This is a genomic window from Nostoc sp. 'Peltigera membranacea cyanobiont' 232 (assembly GCF_002245985.1).
Taxonomy (GTDB): Bacteria; Cyanobacteriota; Cyanobacteriia; order Cyanobacteriales; family Nostocaceae; genus Nostoc.
Genome location: NZ_NOLK01000018.1, coordinates 59,470 through 81,967, shown reverse-complemented (window position 1 = coordinate 81,967; position 22,498 = coordinate 59,470). Strand labels below are relative to the sequence as shown.

At 42.9% G+C, this 22,498-nt stretch carries 21 protein-coding genes and 3 pseudogenes; 9 read left to right on the top strand and 15 right to left on the bottom strand.

From position 1 onward, the window contains the following. Positions 1–32: 32 nt before the first annotated feature. A pseudogene (locus CDG79_RS08860) lies at positions 33–1,124 on the top strand (glycoside hydrolase family 38 C-terminal domain-containing protein); the annotation flags it as partial. Positions 1,125–1,186: 62 nt separating this feature from the next. Here CDG79_RS08860 and psbN read toward each other — a convergent pair. Then, positions 1,187–1,318, bottom strand: coding sequence for a photosystem II reaction center protein PsbN (gene psbN / locus CDG79_RS08855; RefSeq protein WP_094341799.1), 132 nt, complete (start codon positions 1,316–1,318; stop codon positions 1,187–1,189). 85 nt (positions 1,319–1,403) lie between these two features. Between psbN and psbH the strand changes: the two genes are divergently transcribed. The 3 genes from psbH (at position 1,404) to pth (ending at position 2,705) form a co-directional block, all read left to right on the top strand. Next, entirely contained in the window at positions 1,404–1,607 is a 204-nt protein-coding gene (psbH, locus tag CDG79_RS08850) for a photosystem II reaction center phosphoprotein PsbH (RefSeq protein WP_094341798.1), read from the top strand. A 150-nt stretch (positions 1,608–1,757) separates the two neighbouring features. After that, the gene (locus CDG79_RS08845; protein WP_094341797.1) at positions 1,758–2,030 is read left to right on the top strand and encodes a TatA/E family twin arginine-targeting protein translocase; all 273 of its coding nucleotides are present in this window, start codon (positions 1,758–1,760) and stop codon (positions 2,028–2,030) included. A 33-nt stretch (positions 2,031–2,063) separates the two neighbouring features. After that, the gene (gene pth / locus CDG79_RS08840) at positions 2,064–2,705 is read left to right on the top strand and encodes an aminoacyl-tRNA hydrolase (protein ID WP_094341796.1); all 642 of its coding nucleotides are present in this window, start codon (positions 2,064–2,066) and stop codon (positions 2,703–2,705) included. A gap of 463 nt (positions 2,706–3,168) precedes the next feature. Here the strand turns inward: pth and CDG79_RS08835 are convergent, their stop codons facing one another. After that, entirely contained in the window at positions 3,169–3,513 is a 345-nt protein-coding gene (locus tag CDG79_RS08835) for a hypothetical protein (RefSeq protein WP_094341795.1), read from the bottom strand. Positions 3,514–3,920: 407 nt separating this feature from the next. Between CDG79_RS08835 and CDG79_RS08830 the strand changes: the two genes are divergently transcribed. After that, the gene (locus CDG79_RS08830; protein ID WP_094341794.1) at positions 3,921–4,763 is read left to right on the top strand and encodes an SPFH domain-containing protein; all 843 of its coding nucleotides are present in this window, start codon (positions 3,921–3,923) and stop codon (positions 4,761–4,763) included. Positions 4,764–4,766: 3 nt separating this feature from the next. Here the strand turns inward: CDG79_RS08830 and folP are convergent, their stop codons facing one another. Beyond that, entirely contained in the window at positions 4,767–5,621 is an 855-nt protein-coding gene (folP, locus tag CDG79_RS08825; protein ID WP_094341793.1) for a dihydropteroate synthase, read from the bottom strand. A gap of 52 nt (positions 5,622–5,673) precedes the next feature. Next, positions 5,674–6,405, bottom strand: coding sequence for a triose-phosphate isomerase (tpiA, locus tag CDG79_RS08820; RefSeq protein ID WP_094341806.1), 732 nt, complete (start codon positions 6,403–6,405; stop codon positions 5,674–5,676). Between the two features lie 196 nt (positions 6,406–6,601). Here tpiA and CDG79_RS08815 point away from each other — a divergent pair, with 196 nt between their 5' ends. Further along, the gene (locus CDG79_RS08815) at positions 6,602–8,083 is read left to right on the top strand and encodes a GTP-binding protein (RefSeq protein WP_094341792.1); all 1,482 of its coding nucleotides are present in this window, start codon (positions 6,602–6,604) and stop codon (positions 8,081–8,083) included. Between the two features lie 81 nt (positions 8,084–8,164). Here the strand turns inward: CDG79_RS08815 and CDG79_RS08810 are convergent, their stop codons facing one another. The 10 genes and pseudogenes from CDG79_RS08810 to CDG79_RS08775 form a co-directional block, all read right to left on the bottom strand. Further along, positions 8,165–9,799, bottom strand: coding sequence for a mucoidy inhibitor MuiA family protein (locus CDG79_RS08810; RefSeq protein WP_094341791.1), 1,635 nt, complete (start codon positions 9,797–9,799; stop codon positions 8,165–8,167). Between the two features lie 199 nt (positions 9,800–9,998). Further along, positions 9,999–10,940 carry a LysR family transcriptional regulator gene (locus CDG79_RS08805; RefSeq protein ID WP_094341790.1) on the bottom strand — a complete coding sequence of 314 codons (942 nt, stop codon included), beginning with the start codon at positions 10,938–10,940 and terminating at the stop codon, positions 9,999–10,001. Positions 10,941–11,056: 116 nt separating this feature from the next. After that, on the bottom strand, positions 11,057–11,197 hold the full coding sequence (locus CDG79_RS42185) for a hypothetical protein (RefSeq protein WP_189524929.1): 141 nt from the start codon (positions 11,195–11,197) through the stop codon (positions 11,057–11,059). A gap of 207 nt (positions 11,198–11,404) precedes the next feature. Continuing rightward, positions 11,405–12,199, bottom strand: a complete 795-nt coding sequence (locus CDG79_RS08800; RefSeq protein ID WP_094341789.1) for a BMC domain-containing protein — start codon at positions 12,197–12,199, stop codon at positions 11,405–11,407. A gap of 56 nt (positions 12,200–12,255) precedes the next feature. Further along, positions 12,256–13,029: a transferase gene (locus tag CDG79_RS08795; RefSeq protein ID WP_094341788.1), complete on the bottom strand. Its 774-nt coding sequence runs from the start codon at positions 13,027–13,029 to the stop codon at positions 12,256–12,258. Between the two features lie 156 nt (positions 13,030–13,185). Continuing rightward, a pseudogene (locus tag CDG79_RS45425) lies at positions 13,186–13,431 on the bottom strand (ribulose bisphosphate carboxylase small subunit); the annotation flags it as partial. Between the two features lie 102 nt (positions 13,432–13,533). Next, positions 13,534–15,195 (bottom strand): annotated as a pseudogene (locus CDG79_RS08790) (ribulose bisphosphate carboxylase small subunit); the annotation flags it as partial. Between the two features lie 103 nt (positions 15,196–15,298). Continuing rightward, positions 15,299–15,598 (bottom strand): EutN/CcmL family microcompartment protein, encoded by a 300-nt coding sequence (locus tag CDG79_RS08785; RefSeq protein WP_094341786.1) that lies wholly within the window; start codon positions 15,596–15,598, stop codon positions 15,299–15,301. Positions 15,599–15,604: 6 nt separating this feature from the next. Next, a complete protein-coding gene (locus CDG79_RS08780) occupies positions 15,605–15,949 on the bottom strand; it encodes a carbon dioxide-concentrating mechanism protein CcmK (RefSeq protein WP_010995041.1) in 345 nt (114 codons plus the stop codon). Between the two features lie 90 nt (positions 15,950–16,039). Continuing rightward, entirely contained in the window at positions 16,040–16,348 is a 309-nt protein-coding gene (locus CDG79_RS08775) for a carbon dioxide-concentrating mechanism protein CcmK (RefSeq protein WP_012410633.1), read from the bottom strand. A gap of 658 nt (positions 16,349–17,006) precedes the next feature. Here CDG79_RS08775 and CDG79_RS08770 point away from each other — a divergent pair. From CDG79_RS08770 to CDG79_RS08760, 3 genes are all read left to right on the top strand, one after another. Further along, positions 17,007–18,863, top strand: a complete 1,857-nt coding sequence (locus tag CDG79_RS08770; RefSeq protein WP_094341785.1) for an NAD(P)H-quinone oxidoreductase subunit F — start codon at positions 17,007–17,009, stop codon at positions 18,861–18,863. Between the two features lie 112 nt (positions 18,864–18,975). Then, positions 18,976–20,481, top strand: coding sequence for an NADH-quinone oxidoreductase subunit M (locus CDG79_RS08765; protein ID WP_094341784.1), 1,506 nt, complete (start codon positions 18,976–18,978; stop codon positions 20,479–20,481). A gap of 141 nt (positions 20,482–20,622) precedes the next feature. Then, positions 20,623–21,753: a CO2 hydration protein gene (locus CDG79_RS08760; protein WP_094341783.1), complete on the top strand. Its 1,131-nt coding sequence runs from the start codon at positions 20,623–20,625 to the stop codon at positions 21,751–21,753. Between the two features lie 7 nt (positions 21,754–21,760). Here CDG79_RS08760 and CDG79_RS08755 read toward each other — a convergent pair whose 3' ends face one another. Continuing rightward, positions 21,761–22,483: a Uma2 family endonuclease gene (locus tag CDG79_RS08755; protein ID WP_094341782.1), complete on the bottom strand. Its 723-nt coding sequence runs from the start codon at positions 22,481–22,483 to the stop codon at positions 21,761–21,763. Between the last annotated feature and the right edge of the window lie 15 nt (positions 22,484–22,498).

Sequence of the window (22,498 nt, the reverse complement as noted above, 5' to 3'; positions counted from 1 at the left end):
CCCCGTCATCCCCCCCATCCCGCCCAGACTGAATTTTAGAAAATGAATTCTTGCGAGTTGTTATAGATCCTGATACTGGAGATTTATCAAGTGTTTTTGATAAAACTTATCAACGAGAAGTTTTAAGTGGGGCGGGGAATCAACTACAAGCTTTTAAAGACAGTGGTCAATATTGGGATGCATGGAATATAGACCCCAATTACGCCCAACATCCCTTACCCTCAACAAATCTTCAATCTATTCAGTGGTTAGAACAAGGCCCAGTGCAAAGTCGTGTGCGCGTGGTGCGTCAGTTGGGTGAATCGGAATTTTGCCAAGACTATATTCTGCAAGTTGGTTCATCTCTGCTAAATATAGCTACTACTGTCGATTGGCAAGAAAATCATGTATTGGTGAAAGCTGCTTTTCCTCTCAATATCGAAGCAGATTTTGCTACTTATGAAATTCCCTGTAGTGCGATTCGCCGCCCAACTAAACCGCAAACCCCCGCAGAACAAGCAAAATGGGAAGTACCCGCTTTGCGTTGGGCTGATTTGACGGGAGAAACACACAAGGGTATTCACGGAGTTAGTTTGCTGAATGATTGTAAATACGGTTATGACAGCAAACCAAATCAACTCCGCCTAACACTGCTACGCAGTCCTAATTGGCCAGATTCAGAGGCTGATAAAGGTTTTCACGAGTTTACATATACTTTGTATCCTCATACTGGTAGCTGGGAATCAGCCCATACAGTACGGCGTGGCTATGAATTGAATATACCGTTGCAAGTGATATTGAATCTTGTTAATGAAAACCTACCTAAAAATCCTCCCCTCTCTGCTGGTAAAGATGGGTTGGGGGTGAGTTTCCTAGATTTATCAGCCGAAAATTTAATCTTGATGGCCTTGAAGCCATCTGAGGATGACCCACAACAGTTAATTCTGCGGTGTTATGAATGTCACGGAGAAACAGCCGAGTTATCTGTGCAAAGTGATTTAGGGTTGAATCTAGGAGATACAGTAGATTTGTTAGAGCGTTCCTCTACTACTGAATTCTCATCTCAGCAACAAATCTTAACAATACAGCCTTGGAAAATCGCCAGTTTCAAGGTAAGACCAGCGATTAATCCCAGGCTGGAGTGAGCCACTATTGCTCTGTCAGTGGTCAATTGTGGTTTTCCACTAACCACTGACAAATGACTCTTTTAATCTTCGTGATCGTCAAACGGATCGTTCAATTGCTTGCTAGGAGGGCCAAAGGAGGTATAAATCGACAGTCCGGTGATGGCAACCACCACGGCGGCCACAGAAATGCTAAGAACTATTGCGGGTTCCATAATTGAGGGATAGATGATGAGTGCTATTCTTATAGAATATTACAGAAGATTAAAAAAAGCTTTGGCAAGTAATATTAGGTGAACTATGGCACAAAGGACTAGGTTGGGAGATATCCTGAAACCACTTAACTCTGAGTATGGAAAAGTGGCTCCAGGTTGGGGTACTACCCCTGTGATGGCTGTTTTTATTGCGCTATTTTTCGTGTTTTTGCTGATTATTCTGCAACTTTACAATAAATCACTGTTGGTTCAGGATGTACTAGTCGATTGGCGGAGTTTAGGACGCTAACGGCTACATAGCTATTAAGTTTGGATAACAAGTTAAGTTACACCCGGTTCCTCCGGGTTTTTTTGTGAACGGTCAGTGCATACTAACTATTGAGTAGACTACATAATATGTGAGTTTCTGTAGTGGTTCTATAGTTGACAGGAGACAAAAATGAATATATTTGGTATCGGTCTGCCGGAAATGGCTGTAATTATGGTAGTGGCACTGTTAATCTTTGGCCCAAAGAAGTTACCAGAAATTGGTCGGAGTGTGGGCAAAACAATTCGTAGTTTTCAAGAAGCTTCTAAGGAGTTTCAAACCGAGTTTCAAAAAGAAGCAGAACAGTTAGAAGAAGCTGTCAAGACTACTGCTGAATTGGAACCTAAGCAAATCTATCCTGCTAAATCTGAGCAGGATACCGCTAGTTCTTCTCAACCTAGTTAGGAGAATGCTGGATATCAATTGACTTTAGGCAAAATGACAGAAGCTGTTACGCAACCAGCTTTGGTGATTCCCCAGCTAATTGTCGGGTTGGGGAATCCAGAAAGCAAGTACGACCAAACACGCCATAATATCGGCTTTGCTGCTGTAGAAACTCTCTCCCGTTCTTGGCGCATTTCTTTAGCAGAAAACCGCAAGTTTCAGGGTGAGTATGGCGAGGGTATGGCCCCAGGTGGAGGTAAGATTCGCTTGTTAAAGCCGTTAACCTATATGAATCGCTCAGGACAGTCAATTCAAGCGGTGACAAGTTGGTATAAATTGCCGCCTGAGTCTGTGCTGATAATTTATGACGATATGGATTTACCATTGGGAAAAACTCGGCTGCGCTTATCTGGTTCGGCTGGGGGACATAACGGCATGAAAAGTGCGATCGCACATCTGAGTACCCAAAACTTTCCCCGTTTGCGAATCGGTATTGGTAAACCCAAAGGTGCAGCTAATAACGATAATTCTGATACTGTCTCCCACGTTCTGGGGCGATTTCCTGCTGCTGAAAATCAGCAGATGTCTCTTGTACTTCAGTTCGTGGTTGAGTGTATTGAACTAAGCCTAAAACAGGGAGTAGAAAAGGCGATGAATGTTTGTAATAGCCGCACTATTAATAATTCTGAGTCTTAGGGGTAAGTTTGGTAAAGGCGCTTATTTGGGTTGATGGGCAGCGATTTTAGCTTGCTCCATCGAACCGAAATAAAGCCCTTAACGCCTTCTGTGCATAGGAAAAGTGACTCATTTACACCCTAATTGGGGGTGCGGCATATCTTGTTTAATTTTTGTAAGAATAATGGCGATGTCTACGACGGGCTGTGACGCTCTCTTACGAGACGCTGCGCGAACGAGGACTCGCTAACGCTTCTCTTCTTAGGCTGCGCCAAGGTGAGGTACGGATCATCGTAGGGGCACAACATGTTGTGCCCCTACCCATGTACTTCATTTACCTGCAATATGCTGTATATGAGACAATATGATTAAGCTGTTGCGTATTTAATTTGTATATGCGATGCGGGCAAGATGCCCGCACTACAATAATTTTACGTTTTCGTACTATACAATTTAGATGCACATCAGCTTATATTTACAAATTTTAAAAGTTGATTCTACCCTCATTTAATAATTTATATCCGGCTGCTAATGCAGCGAAAGCAATTATGAAATTCCATAAGCTAGTTGGCTTTAAAATAACTCCACCGCTTAAGAAAATTAGTACTATGCCAATACCTAGAAAAATCCATCCCAAGTTACCAGTTTCTCTACGAAAAAAAACTAATGCAAAGACACCTATCATAGTTGCGAGAACTGAAGCTGTAGCAGGTAATCTACCATAAAAATATGAATAGTAACTGCTAACAAATATGATGTTTTGACCAAAAAAGTATAAGCCTATGAAAAGTAGGATTAAACCTATAAGTTTGATTAACAGCCTGCCCATAATATTTTTACATTTTTAATGGCTGAAGCCAATTTAAATCCGATTATAGTAGAGTTTTTAAAATTCTACTAAATTTTACATTAGATAAAATAAATTAAGTGAATATACTGAATAAAATTACCGGCTGTCTGAAGATGTCAGTACAAGTAATGTTAATTACATGAAGTAGTCCTTGCCAGGGTGCGATCGAGGTGCTTTAATAGCGATGTCTGACGACAAGAAGCAAGAGCTTCTACGCATTCCGCAAAATAGTTTTACTTACAAAATATGTACAATACGCGCAGCGACTCGACATCGCTGCTAGCGTTCATAAAATTACAGACTCAAAACATTAAACTCTCAAGATATGACAAGCTAGTAGCATATCTTTGACACTAAATTCTCCCAAAAGCTGAATAGGAGCATACATGGAGCCAATTATTGCTATAGTTTTAGCCCTTATAGGTTATGCATTAGGTTCTGCGAAACTGATTAATCAAGGAAATGAAGCCCTAGTCGAACGCTTGGGGCGGTATCATCGCAAACTGAAACCTGGGCTGAACTTTATTGTTCCCTTGGTAGATCAGATTGTGATGGAAGATACTACACGAGAGCAATTTTTAGACATCAAACCTCAGAATGTGATCACCCAAGATAATATTTACGTAGAGGTGGATGCTATTGTCTACTGGCGGATTCGAGATATTGAGAAAAGCTTTTACGCTATTGAGGATCTGCAAGGGGCATTGACACAGGTAACTACAACTACGCTCCGAGAAATCATTGCCCAAAACACCCTAGAGCAGACCAATGTCTCCAGATCGGAGATGGACACAGCTATCTTAGACCAGTTGAATAATATAACGACAGATTGGGGAGTTGATATTCTCCGATTAGATATTCAGAGTATTACACTACCTGAGAGTGTACGAAAGTCTAGGGAAGAGGAGCAAGCCGCCGTAATTAAAAAACGGGCACTGATTACCGAAGCAGAAGGGGAAAAGGAAGCTGCTATTAAAAAAGCAGAAGGAACTATGGCTTCAGTGCAAATCATTTCTCAAGCTCTCCGTTCCAATCCAGATAGTAGGGATATTTTGCGGTATCTTGTGGCTCAAGATTACGTAGATGCTAGCCAAAAACTTGGTGAGAGCAGTAATGCTAAAATTGTCTTTGTAGACCCAGCTAACTCAACTGAAATGTTCCAAGAGTTGATAGCCGAGTCGATTGTTACAGAGGGTCACGGCAAAAAATCCGAAAACGGCAATACTTAAGAATCAGGCTGTGTTGCTTGTCTTAAATATTGCATCGGCTACTAATGACACATCGCGCATTTCTTGAACATCGTGAACTCGGAGGATATCAGCACCATTAAAAATAGCAGCACAACAAGCTGCTGCCGTTCCCCAAACTCGTGCTTTGGGATCTGGTTGATTTAAAATGCGACCAATGAAACTTTTACGGGATGCTCCTACCAAGATAGGACAGTTTAGTGTTGTTAGCGATCGCAAGCCACGAAAAATTTCTAAATTTTGCTCATAGTTCTTAGCAAAACCAACACCAGGATCGATAATAATTTTATCTCGGTCAATGCCCGCAGCAGTTGCTACCTCAATTTGCCGAGCCAAAAAACTATAAATCTCTGTGAGCAAATCTTGATAATCAGTTTGTTGTTGCATCGTGTGTGGTGTCCCCCGGATGTGCATTAAAATAATCGGCACACTCAACTCTGCCACTGTCGGTAACATTTCTGAGTCAAAAGTGCCGCCAGAAATATCATTAATAATATCCGCCCCAGCTTCTACAGATGCTCTGGCTACAGCCGCACGGGTTGTATCTACAGAAATCGGTATTGGAATTTCTGGTCTTAGCACCTGTAACACCGATAACACCCGATGGAGTTCCTCCGCCAGAGTTATTTGCTTTGCCCCTGGTCGAGTTGATTGACCGCCCACATCGATAATGTCAGCACCAGCCGCTACCAATGCTTGCGCCTGTACTAAAGCGGCAGAGGAAGTGTTAAACTCACCCCCGTCACTAAAGCTATCAGGCGTTACATTCAAAATGCCCATCAGATAAGTTCGCTGTTCCCAGTCGAAACAGCGTTCTCGAATTATCAAATTGCTTGGCATAAATCTACATTAGGCATTCCCATGCAGAGCATGGGAACGAAAAGAAGGCACATTACACTAAGTGAAAATTCACAATCCGAGCAAAACTCTCAGGTTCTAAACTTGCTCCTCCCACTAAAACACCATCAATTTCTGGTTGAGCCATGATTTCATCAATATTATTTGGCTTAACTGAGCCACCATATTGAATTGATACATTTTGATTACTCAACTGGCTCCGAATTAAGCCAATTATCCGATTAGCTTCCACCGCTTCACAAGTTTCACCAGTGCCGATTGCCCAAATTGGCTCGTAGGCAATTACCAAGTTATTCTGCTCGATATCTACCAAACCTTTGTCAAGTTGGAGAGCAATCAGTGATTCGGTTTCTCCTGCATCTCGTTGTTGTTTAGTTTCGCCAACACAGAGAATTGGAGTCAAACCAAACCTTTGAGCAGTTCGGAGGCGCAGATTAACAGTTGCGTCCGTTTCACCAAAGTATTGCCGTCGTTCGCTGTGACCGACAATCACAAAGCGCACACCACTTTCTGTCAGCATTGGGCCAGAAATTTCACCCGTATAGGCTCCAAATTCTTCCCAATGGATATTTTGTGCCCCCAGTTGGATGAGGCTACCGTGCAAAGTTTTGGACAAAACACTTAAATCAGTGAAAGGAGGGCACAATATCACTTCTCGCCCTTGGGGGGTTTCCTCTAAGTGGGGCAGAAATCCTTGTAAAAACTCCTGGGTTTCTGCCTGGGTTTTGAACATTTTCCAGTTGCCGGCAATAACGATTTTCCGCACAGGTAATTTAGTCAAGATTCTAACGTGCTATTTAGATGCATTTTTCAGTTTATGACTTTTTGTTAGCCATTAGTCATTAGTTATTGGTCATTGGTCATTGGTCAAGAGTTATTCTTCTCTGCTCCACAAACCCCTGTTAAAAATAATTAGGATAAGAGACGGGGCTAATCAAATAAATCCCAAATCTCAAATTGATATGACTTCGACATTACCCGGGCCTGAACCTCATCAAAGCGATTCCGCTAACACTGAGGCAAATTCTCTCAGTTGGGAGGAAGAACTGAATAGCGCTATTTTCAGTTTTGAAGACATTCAGACAGAACTGAACTATAAACAAGCACAAACGGCGCTGCGAAACTTGGTAGCCAATCTCGACCTCACCCCCCAAGAAAAAACTGGATTGGAAACGGAAATTGCTGATTTGGAAACCATGCTGGGGAAGTTAGACCGGATGGTGGTGCAGATTGCGACTTTTGGCATGGTGGGACGTGGTAAGTCTTCGCTACTCAATTCTTTGGTTGGACAAACAGTATTTGAAACTGGGCCGCTGCACGGTGTCACCCGGACTGCACAAACAGTTAATTGGAGTATTAGTGAGGAAGCGATTGGAGAAAGTGAACGGGCTTTGCGGGTTACTCTCCCTGGTGTAGGTCAATCGCAGGTGGAATTAATTGATACTCCTGGGTTAGATGAAGTAGATGGTGCAACCCGTGCTGCATTAGCTGAACAGATTGCAAAACTTGCGGATTTGATTTTGTTTGTGATTTCTGGGGACATGACAAAGCTAGAATACTCCGCCCTTTCTCAGTTGCGGGAAGTTGGTAAACCGATAATTTTGGTGTTTAACAAAGTAGACCAGTATCCAGAAGCAGACCGGATGGCTATTTATCACAAAATTCGGGATGAAAGGGTGCGGGAATTACTCACACCTTTAGAAATTGTCATGGCTGCGGCATCGCCATTGGTGAAGACGGCAATTCGTCGCCCTGATGGGACTAGGGGCATACAGCTACGTACAGGGAATGCCCAGGTTGAAGAACTGAAGCTGAAAATCTTGGAGATTCTGCATCGTGAGGGTAAAGCCTTGGTTGCTCTTAATACCATGCTTTATGCCGACGTTGTAAATGAGCAGTTAATCGAGCGAAAACTGATGATTCGGGAACAGAATGCTAATCAGTTGATTTGGAAGGCTGTGATGACTAAGGCATTAGCGATCGCACTTAATCCTGTAACTGTGGTAGATATTCTTAGTAGTGTAGTTATTGATATTGCTCTAATTTTGGGTTTATCTAAGCTCTATGGCTTCTCTATGACCGAAGCCGGCGCTGTCCAACTGCTACAAAAAATCGCCCTGAGTATGGGCGGAATCGGTGCTAGTGAACTACTGGCAAATTTGGGCTTGAGTGGATTAAAAACTTTACTTGGGATCTCTGCAACAGCTACAGCAGGTCTTGCCCTTGGCCCTTATATATCGGTGGCGCTGACCCAAGCGGGAGTAGCTGGTGTTTCTTCTTACGGAATTGGACAAGTTACCAAAGTTTATTTAGCCAACGGCGCGACTTGGGGGCCTGATGGGCCGAAAGCAGTCATTAATCGAATTTTGGCAAACCTGGATGAAACTTCAATCCTCAACCGGATTAAAGACGAATTGCTTTACAAGGTAAAACTCAGAAAGTGATGCATATAAGTGCGGGATATAGAATTTATTCTGAATTCTGACTCCTGACTCCTGAATTCTGTTTCGATAAAATAAAAATTTCTAAATATCTAATCCAACAACCATTAACTCAGGTGGATGTTCAACATTAAACTGGTAATATATCTCTCGTCGCTCTTGGGGTGGAAGAGTTAACTGCCATTCTAAAATCCCCATTTCACCAAGTTGAATTTGTGGGCTACTACGGCTGAGGCGCACTTTAATTTGCTCGTTGCGGCTAACTGGCAATTGTTCAGTTACCTTCAGATTTACTTCTTTATCGAGTAAGTTAGTAATTATCAACCGATAACTATAAGTAATCCGGCGTTGGTTGCTAATCAATCTTTTGTCTACCAGGCGTTCAACTAAATCGCGCTCAATTTTCAAACCTTCATCCATCCCTAAATTGAGTTTGAATTCTTGTCCTGGTGCAATATTTTCTAACTGAGTTGTCCCAATAAAAACATTGTTACGGAAAATATTCGCTTTCCCTGGTAACAAAGTTGCACCATTGGGATTATTTTTCACATTTGCTTGCAGATAAGCAAAACTTACCAAACGCGGCATTGCCACATAATCAAAGTTACAAGGATAGTCATCATTAAAAATTGTCGTTTTATGAGGTGCGCCATCACTAGGAATGTTACCGCCACCATTCAATTTAAAGGTAACTACACTCCCTTCTTTGGATACTTCTGCTGTAACAGTTTCTGCTTGGATAAGAACATCCTGTGCAACTTCGTCTTCTCCTTGCCAATCTGTTCTGGCAACAGAAGCAGGTGGTTCTGGTATGGTAGGTAGCAGTGGTCGCTGTTGTGTAGACAATTGTCGCTGTCGTAACATTTGTGGACGTGGCGCATCAATATACCAAGGTTCAAGTTTAGGTGGGAGAGTGCCTAATCCCGGTTTAGCCGTAGAAAGGGTGAGATTTGCACCAATCCAATCTTCGCCACTGCTTTGAGTGATTTCTGCAAGGTAGCCCAGATGCACAATATCGCTGGTAGTGCTAAAGCGCAAGTCATAAAGCGGAGTCCAACTGGCGCGATTTACTATGTAAGACACCTCTAATTCAAATTCGCCTTCACCCGCTACTTCAACTCCTACAACTATGCTCAAACTTTCTTTAGGATGGGGTGTTTGGATTTTTTGCAATGAGGCGCGGAGTGCTTGCAGTTCTTTATCTAATTCCTGCTGTTGGGTTTTGCATTCTCCAGATGCGATCGCATATTCACTATACTGGCTTCCGAGAAAGTTCAAAAAATCCAAAGTTTCGCTCAGGCTAAGATTTTTCCGAGACAAACTTTGTGCAAAGGGTTCTTCTGTTTTTTCACGTAACCCGGCGATAAAACTAGACTGCAATGCTAAAGCATCGACTTGCGCTTGCAGGTGGCGTTTTTCCGCTTCTAGCTGCTCAATTTGCCTTGTCAAATGTGCGACTCGCTCCGCCACAGGTTCAGTAGTGTAAATGCGATCGCTACTCACTCCTATCAAACGCACTGCCACTGTCCCTGTACCACTAACCCTGACAGACTCGGTTTCTAGAGTCTCTGGTACTGAGGTAATTACTAATTCCTGTTCAATTCCTGTTAAATCAACTACACCCCGTCGTGTAACCAATGCTCTGTCAGCATACACTGTAACAGCTACAATCTCGCTTTGTACTGTTTTGCGCCAAGATGGTGTTTCCGGGTTAACCACTGCCAGTCTTCCCCCATTTTTAATTGATTCTGCTGGTTAATTGTCAATGGTTCCCGGTCTAACAGTCAACCCCTTGGGGTAATTCGTAATTCGTAATTCGTAATTCGTAATTACGCTCTCTACGAGACGCTAAAAGCGTAGGTTGCTTCTCTGTAAGAGTACGCGGACTCGCTTTGCGCGTCGCTAACGTAATTCGTAATTACTCTCTAATTGGTTCAAACGTACTATTAGGAGGATCGGTGTTTTGATCTACAAAATTCCTTGCAGCAGTGAGGAGATAATCATAATAGGTACGAGCGACGATAGATAGCTGCTTTCCGCCTGGGTAAACCATGTACCAATTTCGCTGAATGGGAAAGTGTTGGACATCTAAAATGCTAAAATCTGAAGCGTCTAATAGTAAAGTATGACGAGATAAAACCGAAATTCCTAAACCACCTGCGATCGCTTGTTTAATTGCTTCGTTACTTCCCAATTCCAGCTTTACTTTTACTGTCACCCCTTGTTCTTCAAATAGGCTTTGAACAGCGCGACGAGTTCCTGAACCTGGTTCTCGCATAATAAAAGGTTGGTTAGACAGGCGTTGGATCGGAATATTTTTTTCCTTGGATAACGGATGATTAACTGGTGCAAAGACTATCAAAGGATTTTCTAAAAATGCCTCACAATTCACATCCATATTGTCTGGAACTTGACTCATAATATATAAGTCGTCCAGATTCTGACTCATCCGTTCCAAAATTTGTTCGTGATTAGTTACTTGCAAAGAAATATCAATCCCTGGATAAAGTTCGCAAAACGGCCCCAACAAACGTGGGATAAAATATTTTGCTGTTGTAATTACTGCCAAGCGTAATTGTCCCTGTTTTAGCCCTTTTAAATCTGCCACCTTCATTTCATACTGGGCTATATTTCCAAAAATCTGCCGACAAGTGGCAAATAATTCTCGTCCCGCCTCGGTGAGATATAACCGCTTCCCCACTTGCTCAAATAATGGCAACCCTACCGATTTTGTGAGTTGCTTGATTTGCATAGAAACGGTAGGTTGGGTGAGAAACAATTCCTCAGCAGCGCGAGTAAAGCTACTGTGCCGTGCCGCCGCCTCGAATACCTTTAACTGGTGCAGCGTCGCTTGCTTCAAAGGTGCTTCTCCTGTAAATAGCTATTCATCGATATAAAACTAGTATTACTGAACAGTTACAAATGCTATAGGAATCATATTTGATTTTTGAACAAAATTAGATATTGTAGGGTGTGTTAGAACGCAATTCGTAACGCACCATCATCAAGAGTTTGGTGCGTTATGCTGTCACTAACACAACGCCAGTGACGCTCCTGCGTCGCTACCGCTACGCTAACGCTCAAGTCGGCAAACCCGCCCACACGACTGGCTCCCATACGTATCTTTTCAGAAATCAAATACTAGTCCTATATAGGAATACTCATAGAAAGTTACGAATTCTATTATAGATAAAACTCTATTATTTCTATTAAAATAAAGGTATTTTGTTTATGGATTTAAGAAGCTATTATCAGAACAACAAGAAAAGCGTAAGATTCCTTCCACTTTCTGATGAATGATGATTTTCTTAAATTCATCTATCATCATTCATCATTCCATAATTCTTCGGCAATTGTTGTCGGGAGCTTGGTTAAATCTGGTAATCTTAGTACCTCAATTTCGGCAACCTGTTCTTTCTCTTTAATATTCACTGGTAAGTTTAACGGTTGGTGTTTTTCTATCCAGCAGCTTGCTAATGGTAAGGTTTGCTCCATTTCATCTAGCGGTCGGGGAATTACCATCACTGCATTTAATTCTCCAATGCGTTCTGCCTCAAACATTCCCGCTTCCACTGCTACCGCCACATTTGCTACGGAACCACGAATAATGGCTGTACACAAACCCGCACCAATTTTTTCATAAGCTGCTAAATGAACATCGGCAGCTTTAAGCATGGCATCACACGCACCTACCATCGCTGGAAATCCTCGCGTTTCTACTAAACCAATTGCTTGATTACTCAGACGGCTGTAATTGCCCTCCTCCATCAATTTAGTGAAACGGGCTGTGATGGGAAGCACTATATCTAAATTAGGATAAGGTCGAGGAATTACCAAGCTAGAAATCAGCTGACCAAACTGTTCAGCCGTTTGGACACCAGATTCTACCGCCAGACGCACGTCAGCAATTCCACCCCGGACGATCGCAGTACAATGACCACTACCAATTTTTTCATACCCAACTAGGTGAACTCCTGCTGATTTCAGCATCATATCCGCCGTCCCAACGATCGCGGGAAAGCTGCGGGTAGAAACTAAACCCAAAGCAGTGTCCTGAAAGGTTTCATAACTACTTGCTCCCTGGATGGAATTCATAGACCGTTGATTAGATGTTTCCATGTGAACTTTCCCAGATAATCATAAAGCCGACAACTTACAATTAACACTTACTCAGACTAATCGTCAGAGTTTGGGTCGCTCAAGGATTGTCTATGGGGAAACAATGTAGTCAACAGTCTGTGTATGCTCCCTTGTCCATAAATTTGAGTGCCAAAACCGTTAGCGGATTCTGTAGTTAGCTGATTGGGGTCTGAGTCATGTTTTATAGACTCTTGGATGGGTTCTGGTAAGGGGGGTTCAGCATCCTTGGCTGGTTCTTCCACGGGAGGAGGCTGGCTTTCTGGAGTGGCGGGAGATTTAAAGTAAGAAATCGACTTATTTTGTTTGAAATCCACAAAAGCCGCAGCTGAGAAGTTAGTTGAGGAAGTTACCTTTTCCTTAACTCCCCCTGAGCCATTTTCCTCTTCCTTCTGCGGTGGCGTACTTGTAGCTGTGGGGTTATTAGCAGATGGTTCAGGCTGATTTGTTTGAGCAATTTGCCGACTGGTGTCTCCTAAAATCGAACCAGGTGGAACTACTTGTCCAGGTTCAACTGAATAGTTAAAAACTGTTGTTGCTGAACCAATACAAGCATTTGCTCCAATTTTGCCCTTGCCAACCATCAAAAAACCGGCTCCCAGGTTTGCCCCTGCTTCTACCTCTAAGGTTCCTTCATGGACTTGGAGAATTGCTCCCATGCCAATACAGACCCCTGGCCCAATGACGATCTTGCTGTTTTCAGCCGCTTGGAGGATGACCCCAGGTGCAAGTACTGCGCTTGGATGAATAGTCACCTCACCACTAATGTAAGAATCAAAGTTATTGCTGAGGCGCAGTGACAGCAAAGACATGAAAAATTTAACCTCAGAAGCCGGAAGAAAATAAAGAGTTAGGAGTTGGTGAGAAATTGGGAGTTAGAAGTTATGAGTTAGAAGTGTGGGAATTTTTAAGATTAGAGTTTTGATTCAAAGCTTATTCTTAACTCCTAATTCCTAACTCCTAATTCCTTAAGGTCGTTGAATAATCGTTTCCAATACCCGCCGCTTGGCTTTGGGGTCAATACCAATTAAGCGCACATATTCTCCTTGGTATTCCCCGAGGTGTCTTTCTACGGCTGCGATCGCTTCTCTTTCTGAGGAGGCTTGAATTTGACCAGTACTAGTCCACGAACCAGTCCGGAACCGCCGTTGGTCTACGTGTTCAATGCTAATTTTAGAGCCACTAGCCAATAATTGCCGCAGTTGATCTACTACTTCAGTAGTCAAGCGGGTACTGGTAGCTGTTGCTGTTGCGGTAGCCGAGGGTGTACTGCTAGTAAATGATTTTTCACTGCCAGAGGAGGCTACTTGACTATTTGGACGTTGAATAATTGTCTCTAATACCCGCCGTTTGGCTTTGGGGTCAATACCAATTAAGCGCACATATTCCCCTTGGTATTCGCCAAGGTGTCCTTCTACGGCTGCGATCGCTTCTCTTTCTGAGGAGGCTTGAATTTGACCGGTACTAGTCCACGAACCAGTCCGAAACCGCCGTTCGTCTACGTGTTCAATGCTAATTTTATAACCACCAGCCAATAATTGCCGTACTTGATCTACTACTTCAGTACTCAACCGGTTACTGGTAGCTGTTGCCGTAGCCCTGCCAGAGCCTCCACTGCTGCTAGTAAATGATGATTTCTGACTACCAGAGGTAGCTACTTGACCATTTGGACGTTGAATAATGGTTTCTAATACCCGCCGTTTGGCTTTGGTGTCAATGCCAATTAAACGTACATACTCACCTGGATGGCTTTCTATACATTCTTCCAAGGCAGAGATTACTTGATTGGTGGATGTTGCATCAATTGGCTTGCAACTAGTCCAGGAACCAGTACGGAAGCGGCGCTCATCTACGTGTTCTACGCCAATTTTGTAACCACTTGCCAAAAGTTGACGGATTTGGTCTAGAGTTTCGCCATTGACTTTGCCACTGCCAGAACTGCTACCGTTACCATTACCATTGCTGTAGCTGCCATTGCTATGACTACTATTAGGAGCTTTAAAACTGGTAGCTGGTTTAGCATCACCATCCGGGCGTTGGATGATGGTTTCTAACACCCGTCGTCTACCTTTGTCAATCCCAAACAGTCGGACATACTCGCCGCTATGGTCTGTTACACAGCTTTCTAATGCTGCGATCGCTTCACCGAGGGATCTCGGTTCGATTGGTTGGCAGCTAGTCCAAGAACCCGTGCGGAACCGTCTTTGGTCTACGTGTTCTGTGCCAATCTTATATCCTTGTTCCAATAGATAGCGTAACTGCTCTATTGTTTCTGCACCCAAGCTATTGCTCGCCACTTCACTACTCCTTTCCAACTCTAAAACAGTAATACCACTACCTGTATAAGATTTAGCGTTCTCATCCCGAATGGGTGCTATACATTTGCTATCCGCAGCACAAAGATAACCAGCTCGTAGCGCCTGATTAATCCCAACCACATGATGAGCAAATTCCTTATCCTGATCTTGCACATCTGGCAAGCGGTCAGCTTGCTGCTGGCTAGTAATTACCGCTCCCGAAGGCACATACTTACCTGGGGGAATTTCTACGTCTTGAATCAAAGCGTGCATCATCACGATGCAACCTGCGCCTACCCTGGCATTAAACACTGTAGAGCGAAAGCCAATGAAGGAATTGTCCCCTACATAAGCTGGCCCATGAATTAAAGCCATATGGGTAATGCAAGTATTTTTACCTACCCATACCGAGTATTTCTCTTGGTCATCTCCAATTACTCGACCTTGCTCTAACCCATGAATAACTACACCATCTTGAATATTGGTGTTTTCACCAAGATAAAAAGGTGTGCCTTCATCCGCTCTAATCGTAGTCCCCGGAGCAACGATTACATTTGCACCTATTCGTACATCCCCAATCACATTGGAGAATGAGTGTACAAAAGCAGTTTGATGGATTTTGGGTTCAGCTAAATTCCTTGACCACGGAGTTGGGGGTGCTGCCGTGCTGCGGACTGCCATTGCGAGATTCCTCCTATATTGTCATTAGTCATTATGTCCGTTGTCATTTGTCCTTTGTTATTCACTAATGACTAATGACCAATGATTAATGACTAAATGACTATCAATATTGATCTTTTTTGCTGTAAATGAGGCGATCTTCAACATAAATAGTATCTATGATCGCCACCACTGCTGCATCTAATGGACGCTGTTCGTTGCCAACAACTTGACGAGCGGCACTACCACGAGTGATGAGTACCCACTCATCTACTCCTGCTCCCACAATATCTGCTGCTACTTCATACTCTGGTAGGATATTGCCGTTTTCATCTACTAATTGTAACAACAGTAGTTTCACACCTCTGAGAGTTGGATCTTTTTGGGTGCTAACTACTGTGCCGCGAACTTTGGCAATTTGCATTACAAATTACGGTCTTCTACCGAAAGGACGAATTGCGTTCACATTTTCCCGGAATTGCTCTACGTCTTCTGTATAACGAATTGGTAGGACGTATTCCAAGTTTTCGTGAGGACGAGCAATGATGTGAGTCGAAAGCACTTGTCCACCGTTGACTCGCTTCACTGATTCAACACCTGCGGCTACGGAAGCTTGCACTTCCGATACGTCACCCCGAACAATTACGGTAACTCGACCGCTACCGATTTTTTCATAACCGACTAGAGTCACACGAGCCGCTTTCACCATCGCATCAGCAGCTTCCACTACTGCTGGAAAGCCCAGCGTTTCAACCATTCCCACTGCAATTGACATTAGTTTTAATCCCTATTTAAAGTTTTTAGCTTCGGACAAAAGTGATGCTCAAAAAGGTAAAGAGCGTTAATTACTTTTTTTAAACAGTTTTTAGGTACGGAACTGTTCTACAGCTTCTGTGTAACGAATCGGCAAGACGTATTCCAGGTTCTCGTGAGGACGAGCAATGATGTGAGTAGATAATACTTCACCACCAAAGACTCTTTTCGCCGCTTCAACCCCAGCAGCAACAGAAGCTTGCACTTCCGATACATCTCCCCGAACTATCACGGTGACGCGAGCGCTACCAATTTTTTCATAACCTACTAAGGTGACACGGGCAGCTTTCACCATCGCATCAGCAGCTTCCACCACTGCTGGAAAGCCCTTCGTTTCAATCATTCCAACTGCAATTGGCATCGCAGAACTCCTACAAAATTAATGCAATCTGTACTGTCGTTTGAATTTTTTGACGGGGAGAGCCTAATCTTATAGCTAAGAAAACACTTCCAAATTAAGCATAGGAAAGCTTGGCGTTCCTGGCAATACAAATTACTATAATAGTTTATGATAAGAAAGTTTTAAAAAACTTAACAAAAATTCATCCAGGCTTTTGAGCAATTAAAGTTTACTGAATTACTTGAGCAGCCACTTATGCTTTATAATTTCTTTATCACATTTAGAAAACGACATTCATAACCAAGGCTAATTCTATCTAGCGAGGTAGGAGCGGCGGCTGTATCTTTTACTGTATCTATCTTTTCTCATATTTTGCTGTATGTACAACGACTAGGTAAAAAGTATATAATTTTTTCAAATGTATCGTATAAAGTACTCTGCTTCAAGTAGAAATACAAATGTAAAAACAGAGGTAAGGTTAAGGCGAGTAAATGCTTTTACGTATGTAAAGTTATATTTTACCGAAGTGTAGTAAGGTAAGGCGAAGTAAAAATACTTTTGATAATTTACTTCAAACAATAATAAAAAAATGTTGATGTTTTCCTAAATTAATCTTTTAAATAAATAATGTTTGGAAAGATTTTTTAAAATAAAGGCTGAGTCATCAAGGTAAATTTAAATGGATCAATTTCTATTTTCAACAAGTTGGTTTTTGCCTTTATATAGCTTATTAGGCGCAGTTTTGACGTTGCCCTGGGGAATAGGAATAATTCAGCGAACAGGGCCAAGACCTGCGGCATACATCAACTTTTTGACAACTGTTGTGGCTTTTGTCCATAGTCTGTTTGTGTTTAAAAATATCTGGGATAGAGAACCAGAAAAGTTACTAGTGCCCTGGTTTAAAGCTAGTGATTTAGACTTATCTTTTACCTTGGAACTCTCAGCAGTCAGCATTGGGGCAACAGTTTTAATTACAGGTTTAAGCTTACTGGCACAAGTTTACGCTCTGGGTTATATGGAGAAAGACTGGTCGCTGGCACGTTTTTTTGCGCTGCTGGGATTTTTTGAAGCAGCGTTGAGTGGTTTAGCAATCAGTGATTCTTTGTTTCTTAGCTATACCCTTTTAGAAGTTCTGACGCTTTCAACTTACTTGTTAGTGGGATTCTGGTATGCTCAACCCCTAGTAGTGACGGCGGCGCGAGATGCATTTTGGACTAAACGGGTAGGAGACTTGTTGCTGCTGATGGCTGTGGTGACGCTTTCTACTTTAGCCGGGAGTTTGAACTTCTCAAATTTATATGAGTGGGCGCAAACAGCTAATTTAAGCCCAGTGACATCAACATTGCTGGGTTTGGCGTTAATTGCTGGGCCGGCGGGGAAATGCGCCCAATTTCCCCTGCACCTGTGGTTAGATGAGGCGATGGAAGGGCCAAACCCAGCTTCGGTAATGCGAAACTCGCTGGTAGTCGCTGGTGGCGCATATTTACTGTATAAATTTCAGCCATTGTTAGCACTGTCGCCAGTTGCCTTGAATGCTTTGGTAATCATGGGTACGGTGACAGCTATTGGGGCAACATTAGTATCTATAGCTCAAATTGACATTAAACGATCGCTATCTCATTCCACCAGTGCATACATGGGGTTAGTGTTTCTAGCGGTGGGGTTACAGCAAGGGGGTGTAGCCTTGATGTTGCTGTTAACTCATGCGATCGCTAAAGCATTATTATTTATGAGTTCCGGTTCAATCATATTAACTACCCAAAGTCAAGACCTAACAGAAATGGGCGGACTGTGGTCACGGATGCCAGCTACCACCACCGCCTTTATTGTCGGTTCGGCGGGGATGGTGACAGTGCTACCACTGGGAGGCTTCTGGGCAATGTTAGCATGGGCTGACGGTTTCGTAAATATTAGCCCTTGGGTGATTGGGGTTTTATTATTAGTCAATTGCTTGACAGCATTGAACTTAACCAGAGTTTTCAGATTAGTCTTCTGGGGGAAACCACAACAAAAGACCCGTCGCACGCCAGAAGTTGGTTGGCAAATGGCCTTCCCGATGGTTACTCTCATAGTCTTGACTCTGCTTTTACCTTTGATGCTACAGCAATGGTACTTATTACCAGATTGGGCAAGTATTAATTGGTATGTAGCATTAGCCTTGTTTGCTTCTACAGTACTGGGAATAGTTGCAGGATCTACAGTTTATCTGCACAAAGCTTGGTCAAGATCCAGATTTTTGGCGTGGAGATTTGTGCAAGACTTATTAGGTTATGATTTTTATATTGACCGAGTTTATCTCCTAACGGTAGTGAGCGCAGTCGCACTACTATCTAGAGTTTCTGCTTGGAGCGATCGCTATTTAGTTGATGGTTTAGTAAACTTAGTTGGGTTTGCGACGATTCTGGGCGGACAAACTTTAAAGTACAGCATTTCTGGGCAATCTCAGGGCTATATGTTGACCATCCTCGCAGTTGTCAGCGTCCTGGTTTTCTTCATCGGCTGGTCATCGGGTTTACTAGATAAATTGCCTTTTTAAAGAGGTTGGCACAAATAAATTTAATTAGTGGGGGTTGTGATTTGTCATTTGTCGTCATTAGGAAAACTCTTCCCCCATTACCCATTCCCAATTCCCCATTATCCACTTGCTTATGCTTAGTGTTTTAATTCTAGTGCCGTTAATCGGTGCGGCTTTAATTGGTTTCTCGCCCTCTGGCATCAATGGGAAATTTGCCCGTGGGGTAGCTTTAGTCTTTGCCACTATCGCTTTCTTGTGGACAATCGTATTAGTAATTCAGTTCCATCCAGGCGAAGTCACTCAACAATTTGCCGAGTCTGTCCCTTGGATAGATGTCTTAGGTTTAAACTATAACCTGGGAATCGATGGTTTATCTTTGCCACTGCTGGTTTTGAATGGACTATTAACTTCTATTGCCATCTACAGCAGCGATGAATCTCTACAGCGTCCTAAATTTTATTACTCTTTGATCCTATTATTAAGCGCTGGGGTAACTGGAGCTTTTCTGGCACAGGATTTACTGTTATTTGTCCTGTTTTACGAATTGGAACTAATTCCTCTGTATCTATTGATAGCTATTTGGGGTGGGGAAAAGCGGGGTTATGCAGCGACAAAATTTCTCATTTATACCGCCGTTTCGGGAATCTTGATTTTAGCAAGTTTCCTCGGCATGGTTTGGCTGAGTGGTTCCTCTAACTTTGCACTAGCAACCTTAAACACTACGACTTTACCTTTAGCGACACAGCTTTTACTGCTAGCGGGGATTTTGATCGGTTTCGGGATTAAAATTCCCTTAGTTCCCTTCCATACTTGGTTGCCAGATGCTCACGTTGAAGCTTCCACACCCATTTCCGTACTATTGGCTGGGGTGCTGTTGAAGTTGGGAACCTACGGCTTACTGCGGTTTGGCATGAACTTGTTACCAGAAGCTTGGGCTTATGTGGCTCCTTGGTTAGCGACTTGGGCAGTGGTGAGTGTACTGTATGGTGCATCCTGCGCGATCGCTCAAACCGATATGAAAAAAATGGTAGCATACAGTTCTATTGGACACATGGGCTATGTGCTGTTAGCGACGGCTGCGGCGACACCATTAAGCGTATTAGGTGCTGTTATGCAGATGATTAGCCACGGGTTGATTTCCGCCATGCTATTTTTGCTGGTAGGGGTTGTGTATAACAAAGCCGGAAGCCGAGATTTAGATGTTCTCCAAGGATTGCTGAACCCAGAACGAGGTATGCCCGTAATTGGTAGCCTAATGGTTTTGGGAGTGATGGCCAGCGCTGGGATACCAGGAATGGTCGGGTTTATTTCCGAATTCATCATTTTTCGCGGCAGTTTCCCAGTTTTTCCAGTCCAAACGCTACTATCAATGCTTGGTACTGGTTTAACTGCGGTTTACTTTTTGATCCTCCTCGACCGTGCCTTTTTTGGTCGCTTGTCTGCACAAGTTACTAACTTACCACGTGTCTATTGGAGCGATCGCATCCCAGCTGCAATTTTAGCTGTACTGATTGTGATTTTCGGCATTCAACCCGCTTGGTTAGCACGCTGGACTGAACCAACAATTACAGCAATGGTGAATAGCCAAAACGTAGTATTAGCAGTGTCCTTGGATAAAGCAATGGGGAATGGGGATTAGGGATTAGGGACTGGAGATGAGGGACTGGGGATGAGGGAAGATTTTTCCTAATACGTAATACACGATTCCCAATACCTAGTACCCAGTACCCAGTACCCAGTACCCAATATCCCAATCCCTATACTTTTTGGAGAGATGGCAATGGTAACTATTAAAAAGAAAGCGGTTCATAATCCTTTAGCTGAGTATATTGAACGTCTGCAAAAAGGAGAAGCATTACTCCCTGATAGTCCAGAAAATGTACTAGAAGTTGTTGGTATTCTTAAAAGCTATGGTGTAGTTTTAGATGCCTACTCAAAAAATCTTAACTATATTGCCGAGCATCAGTTTTTAGTATTTTTCCCATTTTTTAAATATTTTAATGGAGAAGTTTCTTTTAAAAAATTACTCCGTCACTGGTGGCATGACCGCATTAATTTTGAATATGCCGAGTATTGCATGAAAGGTATGATGTGGCACGGTGGCGGTGGACTAGATACCTATTTAGATACAACAGAATTTAAAGAAAGAGCGCAAGCCGTTATCGCCGCAAAATTTAAAAATAATCCCTTAGTTCCCGGTATTAACCAGCTATTTCCAGATTTCTTAACAGAATACTTACGTGTCTCTGCTTACTACACAGGTTTAGGTCAATTCTGGCGAGTAATGGCTGATATGTTCCTTAGCTTATCAGACCGTTACGACCAAGGCGAAATTAAATCGATTCCCCAGGTTGTAGACCACATTAAAACAGCGTTAGTGGCAAATGCGTCAAACCCAATTACCTACGCCGTCAAAATTCGAGGTGAAGTCTATGAAATCATTCCTAAAAGCGTTGGTTTGACCTTCTTAGCAGATACAGCAATACCTTATGTAGAAGCAGTCTTCTTTCGGGGAACTCCTTTCCACGGTACAGTTTCATACAACGCCCAAGGATATCAAATTCCCCCAGATCAAACCCGATTTCAGTATGGCGCATTGTATGCCGATCCTTTACCCATCGGCGGCGCGGGTATTCCTCCCACCTTGTTAATGCAGGATATGCGTCATTATCTTCCAGAGTATTTGCACGAAATTTATCGTCGTAGTCTTCGGGGTGAAGATGATTTGCGGGTACAAATTTGCATGAGTTTCCAAAAATCGATGTTTTGTGTTACCACAGCAACGATTTTGGGATTGATGCCTCATCCTTTGGACACTAAAGACCCAAATGAAGAGAAAAATAATCGAGTTTATTTAGAGAAGTGGATGAGTCGGTTAGAAACTTCGCAGTTGCTGAATGTGAATAAATAGGTAAAGATTAGGCTTCTGGTTCAATGCCGAGCGATCGCAATTGGGCAGTTAAGCGATCGGCTCTTTGGCTTTCCTGTTCGGCTCTTTCGTCACCAGTTAACAACAAATTACCTTGCAAATCCCACCAACGCAACCAGGGTAATTGGACATTTTGATAAACTTCATGCCAAATACCTAACTCAATTCCCAAAGGAGCAATAGTATAATGTCCCCGTTCATTTGCTGTTAATAACTGATATTTTCCTCCAATTAATTCATAAACTTCTACACTGGCTTTGTTCACTTCATAAATGCCATAATAAGCCGGATGAATTACTTGCTCGTAAATCCAAAATTTGCCTTGAAAAGGGGTTTTGTCTCGCTCCTCATTACCATCCCCAGAGACAAATTCTAAAGCAATCAAAGGGGCAATAAATTCTCGCCACAGTACATAAGACCTCCGCGTTTGTCCATCGAGCAAGGGCGGTACATTTGGTACATAAAACCAATCTGGTGCTTCTGCGCCTTTTTCTAGGGGGTCTGTCAACCGCCAGTAAATACCTAAGTCCTGACCTATACAATATTCACCTTCAGGGTGTAATTGTTTGAGGACGGGTGTAATTGAGTCAGTCAGTAAAATGCTTTGGGGATGCTCTTGCCAATTTTTCACGAAAGTACCATTAGACTCTGGTAGCTGAGTATGGTCTGGGAAAGGAGTGAGGGTGGTGGATGGATCGGTTGCAGAGGTCATAAAACTACCTTTGCA

Coding starts and splice junctions, on each gene's coding strand:
- psbN (WP_094341799.1), bottom strand. CDS start 1,318: ATGGAACCCGCAATAGTTCTTAGCATTTCTGTGGCCGCCGTGGTGGTT.
- psbH (WP_094341798.1), top strand. CDS start 1,404: ATGGCACAAAGGACTAGGTTGGGAGATATCCTGAAACCACTTAACTCT.
- CDG79_RS08845 (WP_094341797.1), top strand. CDS start 1,758: ATGAATATATTTGGTATCGGTCTGCCGGAAATGGCTGTAATTATGGTA.
- pth (WP_094341796.1), top strand. CDS start 2,064: ATGACAGAAGCTGTTACGCAACCAGCTTTGGTGATTCCCCAGCTAATT.
- CDG79_RS08835 (WP_094341795.1), bottom strand. CDS start 3,513: ATGGGCAGGCTGTTAATCAAACTTATAGGTTTAATCCTACTTTTCATA.
- CDG79_RS08830 (WP_094341794.1), top strand. CDS start 3,921: ATGGAGCCAATTATTGCTATAGTTTTAGCCCTTATAGGTTATGCATTA.
- folP (WP_094341793.1), bottom strand. CDS start 5,621: ATGCCAAGCAATTTGATAATTCGAGAACGCTGTTTCGACTGGGAACAG.
- CDG79_RS08815 (WP_094341792.1), top strand. CDS start 6,602: ATGACTTCGACATTACCCGGGCCTGAACCTCATCAAAGCGATTCCGCT.
- CDG79_RS42185 (WP_189524929.1), bottom strand. CDS start 11,197: ATGGGAGCCAGTCGTGTGGGCGGGTTTGCCGACTTGAGCGTTAGCGTA.
- CDG79_RS08800 (WP_094341789.1), bottom strand. CDS start 12,199: ATGGAAACATCTAATCAACGGTCTATGAATTCCATCCAGGGAGCAAGT.
- CDG79_RS08795 (WP_094341788.1), bottom strand. CDS start 13,029: ATGTCTTTGCTGTCACTGCGCCTCAGCAATAACTTTGATTCTTACATT.
- CDG79_RS08785 (WP_094341786.1), bottom strand. CDS start 15,598: ATGCAAATTGCCAAAGTTCGCGGCACAGTAGTTAGCACCCAAAAAGAT.
- CDG79_RS08780 (WP_010995041.1), bottom strand. CDS start 15,949: ATGTCAATTGCAGTGGGAATGGTTGAAACGCTGGGCTTTCCAGCAGTA.
- CDG79_RS08775 (WP_012410633.1), bottom strand. CDS start 16,348: ATGCCAATTGCAGTTGGAATGATTGAAACGAAGGGCTTTCCAGCAGTG.
- CDG79_RS08770 (WP_094341785.1), top strand. CDS start 17,007: ATGGATCAATTTCTATTTTCAACAAGTTGGTTTTTGCCTTTATATAGC.
- CDG79_RS08765 (WP_094341784.1), top strand. CDS start 18,976: ATGCTTAGTGTTTTAATTCTAGTGCCGTTAATCGGTGCGGCTTTAATT.
- CDG79_RS08760 (WP_094341783.1), top strand. CDS start 20,623: ATGGTAACTATTAAAAAGAAAGCGGTTCATAATCCTTTAGCTGAGTAT.
- CDG79_RS08755 (WP_094341782.1), bottom strand. CDS start 22,483: ATGACCTCTGCAACCGATCCATCCACCACCCTCACTCCTTTCCCAGAC.